Below are 15920 nucleotides of genomic sequence, written 5' to 3'. Positions count from 1 at the left end.
CTAGAATCTACGGACAAGCCTTGAAAATAAAATACGAAAGTAGTATACTAGAATCACAATTATAAAAACGTTTGCGTAAAATTTGAATTAGAACTTAAGGAGACAAATTGATGGAATTAAGCGCTATTTACCATAGGCCTGAGTCGGAGTTTACCTATCTTTATAAGGATAAGAAGCTTCATATTCGGATTCGAACTAAGAAAGGGGACATTGAAAGCATCAACTTGCACTATGGGGACCCTTTTATCTTTATGGAGGAGTTTTATCAAGATACAAAGGAAATGGCCAAGCTGACTTCCGACGCCATCTTTGATTATTGGCAGGTTGAAGTGTCCGTTGACTTTGCACGTATCCAGTATCTCTTTGAAGTCACGGATACAGAAGGCCAGAGCATTTTGTACGGCGATAAAGGTTGTGTGGACAATTCTCTAGAAAATCTTCATGCCATTGGAAATGGCTTTAAGTTGCCTTATCTTCATGAGATTGATGCCTGTCAGGTTCCCGACTGGGTTTCAGACACGGTATGGTATCAGATATTTCCTGAGAGGTTTGCCAATGGAAATGCTCGATTAAACCCAGAAGGGACATTAGACTGGGATTCATCTATCACACCTAAGAGTAATGATTTCTTTGGTGGTGATTTACAGGGGATTATTGACCATCTGGATTATTTGCAAGACTTGGGCATTACTGGACTTTATCTCTGTCCCATCTTTGAATCTACGAGCAATCATAAGTACAATACGACAGATTACTTTGAAATTGACCGTCATTTTGGGGACAAGGAGACCTTTCGGGAACTGGTCGAGCAAGCTCATCAGCGTGGCATGAAAGTCATGCTGGATGCTGTATTTAACCATATTGGTTCGCAATCACCTCAATGGCAAGATGTTGTCGAAAATGGTGAGCAATCTGCTTATAAAGATTGGTTCCATATTCAACAATTTCCAGTGATGACTGAAAAACTAGCCAACAAGAGAGAGTTGCCTTATCATGCTTTTGGTTTCGAGGACTATATGCCTAAGCTAAATACAGCCAATCCAGAGGTCAAGGACTATCTTTTGAAGGTTGCGACTTATTGGATTGAAGAGTTTGATATCGATGCTTGGCGGTTGGATGTGGCTAATGAGATTGACCATCAGTTTTGGAGGGATTTTCGTAAGGCAGTTTTAGCTAAAAAACCTGATCTTTATATTTTAGGAGAAGTCTGGCATAGGTCTCAGCCTTGGCTAAATGGAGATGAGTTCCATGCTGTCATGAACTATCCGTTATCTGATAGCATCAAGGAGTATTTTTTACGAGGTATTAAGAAGACGGAACAGTTTATCGATGAAATCAATGGCCAATCTATGCATTACAAGCAGCAGATTTCAGAGGTTATGTTTAATCTTTTGGATTCTCATGATACAGAACGTATTTTGTGGACGGCCAATGAGGATGTGCAACTGGTTAAATCAGCCTTAGCCTTTCTCTTTTTACAAAAGGGAACACCATGTATCTACTACGGAACCGAGCTAGCCTTGACCGGAGGACCAGACCCAGATTGTCGACGTTGTATGCCTTGGGAACGTGTATCAAGTGACAATGATATGCTGAATTTCATGAAGAAGCTAATCAAGATTCGCAAACATGCGTCAGCAACCATTCAGCACGGCAAGTATAGACTCCAAGAAATCAAAGCTGATGTACTAACCTTGCAATGGAATTACGATAACCAAGTCATCAAAGCCATTTTTAACCAGTCCAAAGAAGATTATCTTTTAGAAAAGGAAGCAGTAGCACTAGCAAGCGATTGCCAAGAATTAGAGAATCAGCTTGTCATCTCTCAAAAAGGATTTGTGATTTTATAAAGAGTAGTTGATGAAGATTATGCTCTTTTTCTCAACTTATGTAGTATAATAAGGCTAGTGACTACACCTGTCAAAGGAGAAAGAGATGAAGGTATCAAGAAAGTTAGCCACATTAGGAATATGTTCCTTCTTGTTTTTAGGCTTGGCTGCTTGTCAACAACAAAATACTACTTTTGAAGGGACGAATCAAAGGCAAACCAGTTCAGCGAAAGTTCCATGGAAAGCTTCATACACCAACCTAAACAATCAGGTAAGTACAGAAGAGGTCAAATCTCTCTTATCAGCTCACTTGGATCCAAATAGTGTTGATGCCTTTTTTAATCTTGTAAATGATTATAATACTATTGTCGGCTCGACAGGCCTATCAGGAGATTTCACTTCCTTTACTCACACCGAATACGATGTTGAGAAAATTAGCAACCTTTGGAATCAAAAGAAGGGCGATTTCGTTGGTACAAACTGTCGTATCAATAGTTATTGTCTTTTGAAAAATTCAGTCACCATTCCAAAACTTGAAAAAAATGACCAATTGCTTTTCCTAGATAACGATGCGATTGATAAGGGAAAGGTCTTTGATTCCCAAGATAAGGAAGAATTTGATATTCTATTTTCGAGAGTTCCAACTGAAGCAACTACAGATGTCAAGGTCCACGCTGAAAAGATGGAAACATTCTTCTCCCAGTTTCAATTTAACGATAAAGCTCGAATGCTATCTGTAGTCTTACACGACAATCTGGATGGTGAGTATCTGTTTGTAGGCCACGTTGGGGTCTTAGTGCCTGCTGATGATGGCTTCTTATTTGTAGAGAAATTGACTTTCGAAGAGCCCTACCAAGCGATTAAATTTGCCAGTAAGGAAGATTGCTACAAGTATTTAGGAACCAAGTATGCAGATTACACAGGTGACGGACTGGCTAAACCTTTCATCATGGATAATGATAAGTGGGTTAAGCTTTAATAGTGGTAAGATATGACAGTAATCCTAGGACATTTATATTTTTGATGAGTTGGTGGGTTATTTCAATCGTTAATAGCCAGAAACCACTCTTTAAAGTATTGCTCGTATTTCCAAACAGTCCATTTGTAGTTTTATTTGGATTGGTATATAATTTAACTTAGTGAAAATAGGAGGACTAATTGAATGGAATTAAAAGATTTTACAGAAAAAGAACAGGAAATGATTAAGAAGGGGCTGACGACGTCTAAGATTAGTGACAAGGAAACTGCTGAGAAGATTCTTGCACTAGTACCACAAGACTTGATTAAGAGAATCCCATTTTTCGTCAGAAAACATGCTACGACACGTACGATCAAACGAATTTCTATTGAACACCCTGAGCTCTACGCAGCAGCTCAAACAAGTGGTGAAATTCCAGAAAAAGAACGCGAAGAATTGCAGCAAATTATCACGACTATCTTTGAACAAAAGATGAATAAGCATAGTATTAAGTAGAGAATGAAAAAATATTTTATTGGAGGTCTGGGAAGCAATTTCTATCATAGCAAGGATTTTCTTCAAGAACTAGATTCGCAGATTTATTTTCTAAATCCATATGAAAAGCATCTTCGAGATGAAACAGAATTGAAATCATGGTTTAAAAATGAGATTGTAGAGGAAGAATCTATATGTCTGATAGGTCATTCTCTTGGAGGAGATTTGGCGCGTTATCTTGCATCGGAATTTTATGAAGTGACAAAACTGATTCTTTTGGATGGTGGCTATCTAGATTTAGATAAGATTTTACCTTTAGATACAGAGTTAGAGGAAACTAAAAACTATATTGAATCTCAAGTCGTTTCGGACTTAAATCTTCTTATTTCTAAAGAAAAATCCGAAGCAAAGCATTGGTCAGAAAATATCGAGAAAGCCGTAAGACAGTCCTATCACTGGAATTCTGAGTATAATAGATATGAGTTATCTATAAATTATGAAAATATAGAAGCGATACTCAGCCTACGGAGGAAAATACAAGCTTTTAAGAGAGAAGTGGGAGATACTTTGTTTATCAGTCCTCGCTATTCTAATGGAGCTACATGGAGAGAGGAAACCCTAAAAGAATTGCCAGACTATTTTGATACTATTTTTCTAGAGAACTTTGGTCATGAGCTTTACACTGAAGTACCCAAAGAAATCGCTAGTATGATTAATGAGTGGCTCTCTTATTCTCAATGAGCTACTTGTATTGCTTGAAAAAAGCATGTTTTTGCCAATGCTAATAAACGAACTGCTTTATTCGTTTTGGTGAAATTTATACAATTAAATGGCTATCGTTTTTCTGTTACCATTAAATAAGCACAAGATTCGTTAAGATACATTTAAAAGAACTAGTGGACTAGTTCTTTTTATATTCGCTTTCACATTATACAACTTATACAAATCTATATAAAATATTATTTTTCCGAACAAAAATAGATATTTTTTCAAAAAAGTACTTTACAGAGTGTTAGAAGTATGTTATATTAATAAAGCTTAGAAAATGAGATGATGTTTTCTAGCAAATATAAACCCGAGTAAAAAATGCCTACGGACAGGCAGGGTTGAATGCCGAAGCGTGGTTTAAAAGCCACATTATTGATAGGGTTAAAAGCCTACTTTTATAAGTTGATGTTAGGACGCTTGTCCTAATTCATAAATTTTAGTGTGGTGAAAGCACACGTCATCTTGTGAAACGATCAATAAAGTACGTAATATTTGCTACTAGAGAGTTAGGAAACATCGGGAACAGACATACTCAACAGAAACCAAAATAAACACGTCAGAAGATTGCAGAGCAGGTGAAAACCTGCTCTTTTTTCATAAGTCAACCTTTGGTCGCCCTCATTATTTTGAGGAACTAAAAATACGGTAAAGGAGTATGTCTTGAAGAAGTTAGATCAAAATCAGGCCCCTATTTATGAAGGTCTGATAAAGCTAAGAAAGAAACGGATTGTTCCCTTTGATGTACCAGGTCACAAACGCGGACGGGGAAATCCAGAACTTGTTGAATTGTTGGGAGAAAAATGTGTTGGCATTGATGTCAATTCTATGAAACCCTTGGATAATCTTGGTCATCCCATTTCGATTATTCGGGATGCAGAGGAGTTGGCAGCGGATGCTTTTGGAGCGGCGCATGCCTTTCTCATGATTGGCGGTACAACCTCATCAGTTCAAACCATGATTCTTTCGACTTGTAAGGCAGGAGATAAGATTATTCTGCCACGTAATGTCCACAAATCTGCTATCAATGCGCTGGTTCTATGTGGCGCCATTCCTATCTATATCGAGATGAGTGTAGATCCTAAAATCGGCATCGCTTTAGGACTTGAAAATGACCGTGTTGCCCAAGCAATCAAGGAACATCCGGATGCCAAGGCTATCCTCATTAACAATCCAACTTACTATGGGATTTGTTCAGACCTCAAGGGTTTGACGGAAATGGCTCACGAAGCTGGCATGCTTGTTTTAGTGGATGAAGCCCATGGAGCGCATTTGCATTTTACAGATAAATTGCCATTATCTGCTATGGACGCTGGAGCGGATATGGCGGCGGTTTCTATGCATAAGTCTGGTGGGAGTTTGACCCAGAGCTCCATCCTTCTTATCGGGGAGCAGATGAATCCTGAGTACGTTCGTCAGATTATCAACCTGACCCAGTCTACATCTGCCTCTTACTTGTTGATGGCTAGTTTGGATATTTCGCGTCGCAACTTGGCTCTTCGTGGTAAAGAGTCGTTTGAGAATGTCATTGAGTTATCAGAGTATGCTCGTCGTGAAATCAATGCCATCGGTGGCTACTATGCCTATTCAAAAGAGTTAATAGACGGAGTGTCGGTCTGTGATTTTGATGTAACCAAGCTGTCAGTTTACACTCAGGGTATTGGCTTAACAGGTATCGAGGTTTATGACCTCCTACGCGATGAATACGACATTCAGATTGAGTTTGGTGATATTGGCAATATCTTGGCTTATATTTCAATCGGTGACCGTATTCAAGACATCGAGCGCTTGGTTGGTGCTCTTGCTGATATCAAGAGACTCTATTCACGAGATGGGAAGGACTTGATAGCTGGAGAATATATTCAGCCAGAGTTGGTCCTTTCTCCTCAGGAAGCCTTCTATTCAGAGAGAAGAAGTTTGTCTTTAGACGAATCTGTTGGACAAGTCTGTGGAGAATTTGTTATGTGTTACCCTCCAGGAATCCCTATCTTGGCTCCTGGAGAACGCATTACACGAGAAATGGTCGATTATATCCAATTTGCCAAGGAACGTGGTTGCTCCCTCCAAGGGACGGAAGATCCTGAGGTCAATCACATCAACGTCATTAAGAGAAAGGAGAACTAGATGGATTTATGGTTTTCTGAAGTTCATACTCCAGATGTCAAATTGTCCCTGAGAACAGCCAAGCAACTCTACGCTGGTAAAAGTGAATGGCAGGATATCGAAGTCTTGGATACGCCAGCTTTTGGGAAAATACTGATTTTAAATGGGCATGTCTTGTTTTCAGATGCGGATGATTTTGTCTACAATGAAATGACCGTCCACGTTCCCATGGCTGTGCATCCCAATCCAAAGAAAGTCTTGGTTATTGGGGGTGGCGACGGCGGTGTTGCCCAAGTATTAACTCTCTATCCTGAGCTTGAACAAATCGATATTGTGGAACCAGATGAGATGTTGGTTGAAGTCTGTCGTGAGTATTTTCCAGATTTTGCTGCGGGGCTAGATGATCCTCGTGTTACCATTTACTACCAAAATGGGATACGCTTTTTGCGAAACTGCGAAGATGATTACGATATTATCATCAACGATGCGACAGATCCCTTTGGACATACGGAAGGGCTCTTTACCAAGGAATTTTACGGAAACAGTTATCGAGCTCTAAAGGAAGATGGTATCATGATCTACCAGCATGGGAGTCCTTTCTTTGACGAAGATGAGTCAGCTTGTCGAAGCATGCACCGCAAAGTCAATCAAGCCTTTCCAATCAGTCGGGTTTATCAGGCCCATATCCCAACCAGTCCAGCGGGCTATTGGTTGTTTGGATTTGCTTCGAAAAAATACCACCCTGTCAAAGATTTTGACAAGGAAGGCTGGAAAAAACGCCAGCTTTTCACAGAATACTACACTGCAAACTTACACGTGGGAGCCTTTATGTTGCCCAAGTATGTTGAGGACATTTTAGAAGAAGAGGAAGGAAAAAAATGAGTCGTTTACTAGTTATTGGATGTGGGGGCGTTGCCCAAGTTGCTATTTCAAAGATTTGTCAGGATAGCGAAACCTTTACAGAGATTATGATTGCTAGCCGTACTAAGTCAAAATGTGATGACTTGAAGGCTAAACTGGAAGGCAAAACAAGTACAAAGATTGAGACAGCTGCTCTTGATGCTGACAAGGTAGAAGAAGTGATTGCCCTGATTGAAAGCTACAAGCCAGAAGCAGTTTTGAACGTAGCTCTGCCTTATCAAGATTTAACCATCATGGATGCTTGTTTGGCAACTGGAGTCCACTATATCGACACAGCTAACTACGAGGCAGAGGATACTGAAGATCCTGAGTGGCGTGCTATCTATGAGAAACGTTGCAAGGAACTTGGTTTTACAGCCTACTTTGACTACTCATGGCAGTGGGCTTATCAGGAGAAATTCAAAGAAGCAGGCTTGACTGCTCTTCTTGGTTCTGGTTTTGACCCAGGTGTGACCAGTGTCTTTTCAGCTTATGCCCTCAAACACTATTTTGATGAAATCCATTATATCGACATTTTAGACTGTAATGGTGGTGACCACGGTTATCCATTTGCGACCAACTTCAACCCAGAAATCAATCTACGCGAGGTTTCTGCGCCAGGTTCTTACTGGGAAGATGGAAAATGGGTCGAAGTCGAAGCTATGTCTATCAAGCGTGAGTACGATTTCCCTCAGGTTGGACAAAAAGACATGTATCTTCTCCACCATGAAGAAATTGAATCATTGGCCAAGAACATTCCAGGTGTCAAACGGATTCGTTTCTTTATGACTTTTGGTCAATCTTATCTAACGCACATGAAATGTCTTGAAAATGTTGGGCTCCTTCGTACGGATACCATTAACTTCAATGGACAAGACATCGTTCCGATTCAATTCTTAAAATCCTTGCTTCCAGATCCTGCTAGCCTTGGCCCACGTACAGTTGGAAAAACCAATATCGGCTGTATCTTTACTGGTGTCAAAGATGGCGTTGAGAAGACCATCTACATCTACAATGTTTGCGACCATCAAGAATGTTACGCAGAAGTTGGTTCACAAGCCATTTCTTACACAACAGGTGTTCCAGCCATGATTGGGACAAAATTAGTTATGAACGGTACTTGGAAACAAGCTGGAGTTTACAACCTTGAGGAGTTAGATCCAGATCCATTCATGGAAGCTTTGAATAAATACGGTTTGCCATGGGTTGTGGTTGAAAATCCACAAATGGTGGACTGATGAAGTTAGAACAAGTACCAACTCCAGCTTACGTCATTGACTTGGCAAAGTTAGAAGCCAACTGCCACATTCTACAATATGTTCAAGAAGAAGCTGGTTGCAAGGTTTTGCTTGCCCAGAAGGCATATTCCCTCTACAAAACCTATCCCTTGATTAGCCAGTATCTATCAGGTACGACAGCCAGTGGACTCTATGAAGCTAAGCTAGCTAGGGAAGAATTCTCTGGGGAAGTCCATGTATTTGCGCCTGCTTTCAAGGATGCAGACTTGGAGGAATTGCTAAAGATAACGGACCATATCGTCTTTAACTCAGAGAGACAGTTGCGTAAACATGGGCCTCGTTGTCGAGATGCTGGTATCAGTGTTGGTTTGCGCATAAACCCTCAATGTTCAACGCAAGGTGACCACGCGCTTTATGACCCTTGTGCTCCAGGCTCTCGTTTTGGAGTCACTCTAGACAGGATTCCGAGTGATTTACTAGATTTGGTGGATGGTCTTCATTTTCACACCCTTTGTGAGCAGGGAGCAGATGATTTACAGACAACTTTGAAAGCAGTAGAAGCGCAATTTGGACCGTATTTGCATCAGGTCAAATGGCTCAATATGGGTGGTGGTCATCACATCACAAGAGAGGACTATGATGTAGATTTGCTGATTTCTGAGATCAAGCGTATCCGAGAAACTTACAATCTTGAAGTTTATATCGAGCCGGGTGAAGCCATTGCGCTCAATGCTGGTTATCTAGCAACTGAAGTATTGGATATTGTCGAAAACGGTATGGAAATCTTGGTTTTAGATGCCTCTGCGACCTGCCATATGCCTGATGTACTTGAGATGCCCTATCGTCCACCTTTGAGAAATGGCTTTGAGGCACAGGAAAAAGCCCATACTTACAGACTTTCTTCTAATACCTGTCTGACGGGCGATGTGATTGGTGATTATAGCTTTGAAAATCCAGTCCAAATCGGTGATAGACTTTATTTTGAAGATATGGCTATTTACTCATTTGTTAAAAATAATACCTTTAATGGTATTGGATTGCCCAGTCTCTACCTCATGGACGAACAGGGAGACTGCAGCTTAGTCAAAGCCTTCGGCTATCAAGATTTTAAAGGGAGATTATCATGATGGACAGTCCAAAAAAATTAGGCTATCGCATGCCAGCAGAGTACGAACCCCATCACGGAACCTTGATGATCTGGCCAACAAGACCAGGATCTTGGCCTTATCAAGGTAAGGCAGCTAAAAAGGCTTTTAGCCAGATTATCAAAAGCATAGCAGAAGGGGAGAGAGTCTATCTTTTGGTGGAGCAAGATTATCTATCTGAAGCCCAAGACTACCTTGGAGATAGCGTTGTTTATTTAGACATTCCCACCAATGATGCCTGGGCGCGTGATACTGGCCCAACCATTCTCCTTAATGATAAAAGGGAAAAGTTGGCAGTAGACTGGTCTTTCAATGCTTGGGGTGGAGCTGTAGATGGTCTCTACCAAGACTATGAAGATGATGATCAAGTAGCCAGTCATTTTGCTGAGGCCTTGGAAATGCCTGTTTATAATGCTAAGCCTTTCGTCCTTGAAGGCGGAGCCATTCATAGCGATGGTCAAGGAACCATTCTTGTGACTGAAAGTTGCTTGCTTAGTCCTGGTCGCAATCCTAACCTGACTAAAGAGGAAATCGAGAATACCTTATTAGAGTGCCTTGGAGCTGAAAAAGTCATCTGGCTTCCTTATGGTATTTATCAGGATGAAACCAATGAACACATTGACAATGTTGCTGCCTTCGTTGGTCCTGCTGAGCTTGTCTTGGCTTGGACGGACGATAAAAGTGATCCTCAGCATGCCATGTCAAAAGCAGATCTCGAACTCTTAGAGCAAGAAACAGATGCAAAAGGTCGTCACTTCACCATTTATAAATTGCCTATCCCTGCAGTTCGTCAAGTTGTGACAGAAGAGGATTTGTCAGGCTACATCTATGAAGAAGGAGAAGAAGAGCGATACGCAGGTGAAAGGCTTGCTGCTTCCTATGTCAATTTCTATATTGCCAACAAGGCTGTCTTGGTTCCACAGTTTGAGGATGTAAACGACCAAGTGGCCTTAGATATCCTCAGCAAGTGTTTTCCAGACCGTAAAGTTGTCGGAATACCAGCTAGAGATATTCTCTTAGGCGGTGGCAATATCCACTGTATCACCCAACAAATCCCAGAATAGGAGAAAAAGATGAGAAATGTAAGAGTTGCAGCCATTCAAATGCAATGCGCTAAGGATGTGGCAACAAATATTCAAACAGCGGAGCGTTTAGTACGTCAGGCTGCAGAACAAGGCGCACAAATCATTCTCTTGCCCGAGTTGTTTGAACGTCCCTATTTCTGTCAGGAACGTCAGTATGACTACTACCAGCATGCCCAGTCGGTGACAGACAATACAGCTATTCAGCATTTTAAGGAGCTTGCTAAGGAACTAGAAGTCGTTTTACCGATCAGTTTCTATGAAAAAGATGGCAATGTCTTGTATAACTCAATTGCTATCATTGATGCAGATGGGGAAGTGCTGGGCGTTTATCGGAAATCCCACATACCAGATGACCATTATTATCAAGAAAAATTTTATTTCACACCTGGCAACACAGGTTTCAAGGTCTGGGATACTCGCTATGCCAAGATTGGTATTGGTATCTGTTGGGATCAATGGTTCCCTGAAACAGCGCGCTGTCTCGCGTTAAATGGTGCTGAATTGCTCTTTTATCCTACAGCCATCGGTTCAGAGCCGATTTTGGATACAGATAGTTGCGGTCATTGGCAACGTACCATGCAAGGGCACGCAGCAGCAAATATTGTCCCAGTTATTGCAGCCAATCGCCATGGTTTGGAAGAAGTCACTCCAAGTGAGGAAAATGGTGGACAGAGTTCCAGTCTTGACTTCTACGGTTCATCCTTTATGACGGATGAAACAGGAGCTATTCTAGAGCAAGCTGAAAGACAAGCTGAAGCTGTTCTGTTAGCTACTTATGACCTAGATAAGGGAGCAAGCGAACGCCTAAACTGGGGCTTGTTTCGAGATAGAAGACCAGAAATGTATCAACGTATTACGGACTAGTAGGAGAGAAATGAGAGATTCATTCTGCTAGACTCGTTTTCACTAGCAACTATAAGGATACAATGTTATCTAGTAAGTGGATTTTATATTTTAACCCTCTAAGGCTTTCTCGCACTTTTATGCGAGGAGCTTTTTCTGTTTAAGCTTTATCAATAAAAATGCTATAATAGTTGCAGAAAGGTTGGTGTTTATGGCTAGGATATTGGTTATTGAAGACAATAGTGACATTCAAGAGATTTTACGAACACTTCTTACTGAGGAGCATGAGGTGGTTCAAGCCTTTTCTGGTACAGAAGGAATCATGCGTTTTGACCAAGGTGGGATTGACCTCGTTTTGCTAGATATCATGCTTCCTGGGAAAAATGGGGATCAGGTTTTAAAAGCCATAAGGGAACAAAGTCAAATTCCAGTCATTATGCTAACGGCTTTGAGCGATAAGAAGCTAATCAGTCAATACCTCTTAGACGGTGCCAATGATTACATAGTCAAGCCTTTTGATTTGGACGAAGTCTTTGCCAGAGTTACTGTTCAATTACGTCAAAGCGTAGAAAAACAGCCTATGGAAATAGAAAAAACTGAAAATCTGCCACAAAAATTGAAAAATATCCAGTTTGATGCCGAAAGTTTTGAAATCAAAAATAGTCAGGAAACGATTCGTCTTGCTAAGAAAGAATGCTTGATTCTCCAAACTCTCCTTAAACACCCTAAGAAAATTTTTACCAAGGAAGAACTTTATGAATTTGTCTGGGAGGAGAACTACCTACCTGGAGATAACACTCTCAATACGCATTTGAGTAATCTTCGTAAAAAATTAAACCAGCTTGACCCAAATCAAGAATATATTGAAACCATTTGGGGAGTTGGGGTAAGATTAAAAGGAGATAAGCAATGACCTACATGATAATCGTTGTCCTACTGGTACTCCTAATTATTTTATCGATTGCATTGATTCGCTACCATCTAGCACTTAAAAACTTGAGTCAACAGATTGAAGACAAGATTCTCACAGGTAGTATAAAAAGAGTCGGAGTCAGCATTTTTTCCAAACATTTTTTACATCTCTACCAGCAGATTGAGAATCTATTTCAGGAAGTAGAACAATCTCGATTGGTTATGAAAAGGGAAAAGCAGACTCTGGATATGGCCATCAGCAATATTGCCCATGATATTCGGACACCTCTGACTATCGCTTCAGGCTACACCCAACAATTGATAAAATCTCCTGAAAACAAAGCAGAAACCTTACAAAAAATATCCCAGCATCTTGATTTAGTTTCCAAACGTTTGGAGGCTCTCCTAGAATACCGTCGTTTGATGGAAGGAGCTGTCAAACCAAAACTGGAAGAAGTGGATCTTTCAGCTTTTATCACCAAAAAGACTCTGGCTTTTTATGATGTTTTTCAGGCGACAAATATCACGCTTGATTTTAAAGTTGAAGCTGGTTTAAAAATGAGGACTGATGAAGATTTACTGGATCGAATTTTACAAAATCTGCTTGGAAATGTCCTCAAACATGGCAAGGAAGAAGCACGTCTATCTTTGAGAAAGGAAAAGGAACAGCTTGTCTTAGAGATTGCAAACCTTGTTAAACAGCCCATCAAAAGAATAGAAAATCTCAGTAATCGTTTTTATTCTGAAAATCTATCAGACACGGAAGAATCCTCTGGTTTAGGCCTTTATATCACTGAGGAATTATGTCATCTTCTCGGTACAGAGATGAAACTAAGCACAGATGGGAAATGGTTGTCGGTTTTCATTTATTTTTAACAAAAAGAAACCTCCTCTGTAGGCTAGAGGAGGTCATTTTTTATAGGCTTTTCTTTTTGAAAACTGCCAGTCCACTTAGATTAAAGATTACAATAACAGCTAAGGTAACTATAAGGGTATAGAAAATGGATTCACTATTAGCAGTCATAGCATAGGAAAAATGCAAGGACAAATATGGTAAATATTTGATATTTGGAAAAATGATCATTGGCATAGAAAGGATGATAGAGCTAATCAGATAACCAATAAATACGGCAAGATAAGAATGAGTCAGGTAGAGAATAAAGGAAATAATCGAAAGCCAAGCGAGAAGGCAGAGAAATTGAAGGAAAATCATTGAGAGGAGATTAGTAACAAAACCATCAGGTATCGTACCAAGTCCGTTTAGTAGAGTTGAGGGAACAAAAGCAATCACAAGGCTGGCGATGAGTTGTAAGAGAGCGATACTTGCTAGAACAAAGGATTTAGCGAAGAAAAACTCTGTACGAGAAACGCCAACTGTCAAACTATTTTTATAAAGCTTGCCGATTAGATCGACCCCAAGAACTAAACATGTTAGAATAATGCAGAGAAAAACAAGGTTTGAATCATTGCTAGACGCATTGATAAGAGCTTGAATACCGTCCCAACCATGGGTTGGAATTTCTGGTTCTTCTGTCTGGATTGCCATCAGATGGCCTGTAGCCCCGATAGTGGCACCCATTAGCATGAGAGCAAAGAGAATGACCTCTGTAATCCAAAAACCTTTGGAACGGAAAAGACGGTAAAAGTCTGCTTGAATGGTATGTATCATGATTTTCCTCCTATTCGACCAATTGAGTGAAGTATTCTTCTAGGTTTTGACGGGCGTAGTAAATCTCGTCAATGTCAACATCTGCCAAGGTTAATTCCTTGAGAATCTGTTTGACATCTTGTTCCTGACCAAAGATGTGAATTTCGTTTTCAGGATTAACAACCTTGAACTGGAGCTGGATTTGTTCTTTCAATACTTGACAAGCTTTCTCTTGATCAGCTGTCTTAAGGACAATATAATCCTCACTTAGTGTTTCAAATTCAGCTTTACTGATTTCACGGATAATCTTACCTTGATCTAAAATACCAAAACGATTTGCTACGAGATAGAGTTCTGACAAGATATGGCTAGAGATGAGAATGGTTATTCCTTTTTCTTGATTGAGCCGTTGAATCATTAGTCGAAATTCTTTGATACCTATTGGGTCGAGACCGTTGATAGGTTCATCTAGGATTAGGAAGTCTGGTTTGGATAGGAGGGCAATGGCAATACCAAGTCTTTGTTTCATTCCTAGCGAGAAATCACGAAAGACTTTCTTACCTGTATCTGGCAAACCTACATAATCCAGGGTTTCTCGAATGACTATATCAGCATTTGGAATATGACGAATCATACAATAATATTTCAGATTTTGGTAGGCTGTTAAGTGATTATGAGCTACGGGTGATTCGATAACAGAACCTACTCGAGATAGAGCCTTGGTCCACTCATTTTCCGTTTGGCTAGAGAAGAGGGAAACAGTTCCTTTATCCGCAAACAGTAGTTGCGTAATGATTTTTATCAAGGTGGTTTTCCCAGCTCCGTTTTTTCCGATAAGTCCATAAATATCTCCCTCTCTTATCGTTAGATGAAGATCCTGAAGAATAGCTTGTTTGGCAAAGTTTTTGGACAATCCATGAATGTCGAGTACTGTTTTCATGATTCTCTCCTTTTGATTTATTTTGATAACTTTAGTATAAAGCATAGAAATCAAAGAAAGCTCAAGCATTTCTAAAGAGTTTCTAAAGTTTTAGGAATTCTTAAATATCAAAACCCAGTTTACACGAACTGGGCTTCTTAATTATAAAATATATTTCTCAATCGCACGCGCAACACCGTCTTCTTCATTGCTGGCTGTAACGGCATCAGCTAGGGATTTGACATAATCGCTGGCATTTCCCATAGCAATACCAAGGTCTGCAAGCTGGAGCATTTCGATATCGTTATTGGCATCGCCCATAGCCATAATTTCTGAGGAATCAATCTTCAGAATCTCTGCCAGTCGTGAAAGAGCGGTAGCCTTTGTCGTTCCAAGCGGCATGGCTTCATAAATAACAGGCTGCGAACGAACTCCGCTAAATCGTTGACAGAGTTCCCCAGCAAAACGCTGCTCAAAATCGTCTGTTTGGCTTTCTGTCCCCAAAAACATACCTTGGAACATACGGTACTTGCCACTAGTCGCTTCCTCAAGGGAAATTTCAGTCAGGTCTGAAAAGACTAGTTTAGCATCATTTTCAATGACTTGATTTGGTTTACCACCGAGGACAAAATAATGTTCCTCATCAAAAAGAGTCAACTGAACATCACTTTTTTCAGCAAGCTCGTAGAGATATTCAATGTCAGCTGGACTGAGTTCTTGCCAGTCAACTAATCCCCAGTCACTTGTCTGGTGAGTTGAACAACCGTTGTTAACAATCACATACTCATTCTGGATGTCAAGTCCCAATTTTTTATAGTAGGGGAGGACGCCGAAAAGCGGGCGACCCGTACAGAGAACTAGTTTGACACCTTTTTCAATAGCTTGGTGAATAGCAGTAATATGAGCTTGTGGGATTTCCTTGGCTTCATTGAGGAGGGTTCCGTCCATATCCAAGGCTAGTAGTTTAATCATAAGACTTCCTTCTTTATCTTTTGGTATTATTATAGCATATTTTAGAGGAAAGGAGGAGGAATCTTCGGGCTAATCATGGTATAATAAAGGGTAATGAAAAATTCCAAC

At 40.3% G+C, this 15920-nt stretch carries 15 protein-coding genes and 1 pseudogene; 13 read left to right on the top strand and 3 right to left on the bottom strand.

The window, feature by feature from the left end; genetic code table 11:
• Nucleotides 1-110 precede the first annotated feature (110 nt).
• The 13 genes and pseudogenes from B7692_RS00990 to B7692_RS00930 all read left to right on the top strand — a co-directional run bounded on the left by B7692_RS00990 (nucleotide 111) and on the right by B7692_RS00930 (nucleotide 13149).
• Nucleotides 111-1850 (top strand): glycoside hydrolase family 13 protein, encoded by a 1740-nt coding sequence (locus tag B7692_RS00990; RefSeq protein WP_084929656.1) that lies wholly within the window; start codon nucleotides 111-113, stop codon nucleotides 1848-1850.
• Between the two features lie 85 nt (nucleotides 1851-1935).
• Nucleotides 1936-2808, top strand: coding sequence for a DUF4300 family protein (locus B7692_RS00985; protein ID WP_084924421.1), 873 nt, complete (start codon nucleotides 1936-1938; stop codon nucleotides 2806-2808).
• 183 nt (nucleotides 2809-2991) lie between these two features.
• Nucleotides 2992-3303, top strand: coding sequence for a hypothetical protein (locus tag B7692_RS00980; RefSeq protein WP_045611677.1), 312 nt, complete (start codon nucleotides 2992-2994; stop codon nucleotides 3301-3303).
• Between the two features lie 3 nt (nucleotides 3304-3306).
• Nucleotides 3307-4023 carry an alpha/beta hydrolase gene (locus B7692_RS00975; protein WP_084924422.1) on the top strand — a complete coding sequence of 239 codons (717 nt, stop codon included), beginning with the start codon at nucleotides 3307-3309 and terminating at the stop codon, nucleotides 4021-4023.
• An 18-nt stretch (nucleotides 4024-4041) separates the two neighbouring features.
• Nucleotides 4042-4140: pseudogene (locus tag B7692_RS00970) on the top strand (type II toxin-antitoxin system death-on-curing family toxin); the annotation flags it as partial.
• Between the two features lie 570 nt (nucleotides 4141-4710).
• Nucleotides 4711-6171 carry an aminotransferase class I/II-fold pyridoxal phosphate-dependent enzyme gene (locus B7692_RS00965; RefSeq protein ID WP_084924424.1) on the top strand — a complete coding sequence of 487 codons (1461 nt, stop codon included), beginning with the start codon at nucleotides 4711-4713 and terminating at the stop codon, nucleotides 6169-6171.
• The gene (gene speE / locus B7692_RS00960; RefSeq protein WP_084924426.1) at nucleotides 6172-7032 is read left to right on the top strand and encodes a polyamine aminopropyltransferase; all 861 of its coding nucleotides are present in this window, start codon (nucleotides 6172-6174) and stop codon (nucleotides 7030-7032) included.
• Entirely contained in the window at nucleotides 7029-8288 is a 1260-nt protein-coding gene (locus tag B7692_RS00955; RefSeq protein WP_084929655.1) for a saccharopine dehydrogenase family protein, read from the top strand. Before speE ends, B7692_RS00955 begins: the two co-directional genes overlap by 4 nt.
• The gene (nspC, locus tag B7692_RS00950; protein WP_084929654.1) at nucleotides 8288-9415 is read left to right on the top strand and encodes a carboxynorspermidine decarboxylase; all 1128 of its coding nucleotides are present in this window, start codon (nucleotides 8288-8290) and stop codon (nucleotides 9413-9415) included. Before B7692_RS00955 ends, nspC begins: the two co-directional genes overlap by 1 nt.
• Nucleotides 9412-10497, top strand: a complete 1086-nt coding sequence (aguA, locus tag B7692_RS00945; protein WP_084929653.1) for an agmatine deiminase — start codon at nucleotides 9412-9414, stop codon at nucleotides 10495-10497. The genes nspC and aguA overlap by 4 nt, the downstream gene beginning before the upstream one ends.
• Nucleotides 10498-10506: 9 nt before the next feature.
• Nucleotides 10507-11382, top strand: a complete 876-nt coding sequence (gene aguB, locus B7692_RS00940; protein WP_084929652.1) for an N-carbamoylputrescine amidase — start codon at nucleotides 10507-10509, stop codon at nucleotides 11380-11382.
• 190 nt (nucleotides 11383-11572) lie between these two features.
• Entirely contained in the window at nucleotides 11573-12274 is a 702-nt protein-coding gene (locus B7692_RS00935; protein ID WP_084929651.1) for a response regulator transcription factor, read from the top strand.
• Entirely contained in the window at nucleotides 12271-13149 is an 879-nt protein-coding gene (locus B7692_RS00930) for a sensor histidine kinase (RefSeq protein WP_084929650.1), read from the top strand. The genes B7692_RS00935 and B7692_RS00930 overlap by 4 nt, the downstream gene beginning before the upstream one ends.
• Nucleotides 13150-13189: 40 nt before the next feature.
• Here the strand turns inward: B7692_RS00930 and B7692_RS00925 are convergent, their stop codons facing one another.
• The 3 genes from B7692_RS00925 to B7692_RS00915 form a co-directional block, all read right to left on the bottom strand.
• The gene (locus B7692_RS00925; protein ID WP_084929649.1) at nucleotides 13190-13942 is read right to left on the bottom strand and encodes an ABC-2 family transporter permease; all 753 of its coding nucleotides are present in this window, start codon (nucleotides 13940-13942) and stop codon (nucleotides 13190-13192) included.
• A 10-nt stretch (nucleotides 13943-13952) separates the two neighbouring features.
• On the bottom strand, nucleotides 13953-14861 hold the full coding sequence (locus tag B7692_RS00920) for an ATP-binding cassette domain-containing protein (protein WP_084929648.1): 909 nt from the start codon (nucleotides 14859-14861) through the stop codon (nucleotides 13953-13955).
• A gap of 141 nt (nucleotides 14862-15002) precedes the next feature.
• The gene (locus B7692_RS00915) at nucleotides 15003-15812 is read right to left on the bottom strand and encodes a Cof-type HAD-IIB family hydrolase (RefSeq protein ID WP_084929647.1); all 810 of its coding nucleotides are present in this window, start codon (nucleotides 15810-15812) and stop codon (nucleotides 15003-15005) included.
• Nucleotides 15813-15920 lie beyond the last annotated feature (108 nt).

Source organism: Streptococcus mitis, from assembly GCF_002096925.1.
Taxonomy (GTDB): Bacteria; Bacillota; Bacilli; order Lactobacillales; family Streptococcaceae; genus Streptococcus; species Streptococcus mitis_AF.
This window is presented reverse-complemented; position numbering and strand designations above follow the sequence as displayed.

Excerpts from the sequence above, each read along its gene's own strand:
- speE (WP_084924426.1), top strand. The coding sequence starts at position 6,172 with ATGGATTTATGGTTTTCTGAAGTTCATACTCCAGATGTCAAATTGTCC.
- B7692_RS00915 (WP_084929647.1), bottom strand. The coding sequence starts at position 15,812 with ATGATTAAACTACTAGCCTTGGATATGGACGGAACCCTCCTCAATGAA.
- aguA (WP_084929653.1), top strand. The coding sequence starts at position 9,412 with ATGATGGACAGTCCAAAAAAATTAGGCTATCGCATGCCAGCAGAGTAC.
- aguB (WP_084929652.1), top strand. The coding sequence starts at position 10,507 with ATGAGAAATGTAAGAGTTGCAGCCATTCAAATGCAATGCGCTAAGGAT.
- B7692_RS00935 (WP_084929651.1), top strand. The coding sequence starts at position 11,573 with ATGGCTAGGATATTGGTTATTGAAGACAATAGTGACATTCAAGAGATT.
- nspC (WP_084929654.1), top strand. The coding sequence starts at position 8,288 with ATGAAGTTAGAACAAGTACCAACTCCAGCTTACGTCATTGACTTGGCA.
- B7692_RS00985 (WP_084924421.1), top strand. The coding sequence starts at position 1,936 with ATGAAGGTATCAAGAAAGTTAGCCACATTAGGAATATGTTCCTTCTTG.
- B7692_RS00930 (WP_084929650.1), top strand. The coding sequence starts at position 12,271 with ATGACCTACATGATAATCGTTGTCCTACTGGTACTCCTAATTATTTTA.
- B7692_RS00925 (WP_084929649.1), bottom strand. The coding sequence starts at position 13,942 with ATGATACATACCATTCAAGCAGACTTTTACCGTCTTTTCCGTTCCAAA.
- B7692_RS00990 (WP_084929656.1), top strand. The coding sequence starts at position 111 with ATGGAATTAAGCGCTATTTACCATAGGCCTGAGTCGGAGTTTACCTAT.
- B7692_RS00975 (WP_084924422.1), top strand. The coding sequence starts at position 3,307 with ATGAAAAAATATTTTATTGGAGGTCTGGGAAGCAATTTCTATCATAGC.
- B7692_RS00955 (WP_084929655.1), top strand. The coding sequence starts at position 7,029 with ATGAGTCGTTTACTAGTTATTGGATGTGGGGGCGTTGCCCAAGTTGCT.
- B7692_RS00920 (WP_084929648.1), bottom strand. The coding sequence starts at position 14,861 with ATGAAAACAGTACTCGACATTCATGGATTGTCCAAAAACTTTGCCAAA.
- B7692_RS00980 (WP_045611677.1), top strand. The coding sequence starts at position 2,992 with ATGGAATTAAAAGATTTTACAGAAAAAGAACAGGAAATGATTAAGAAG.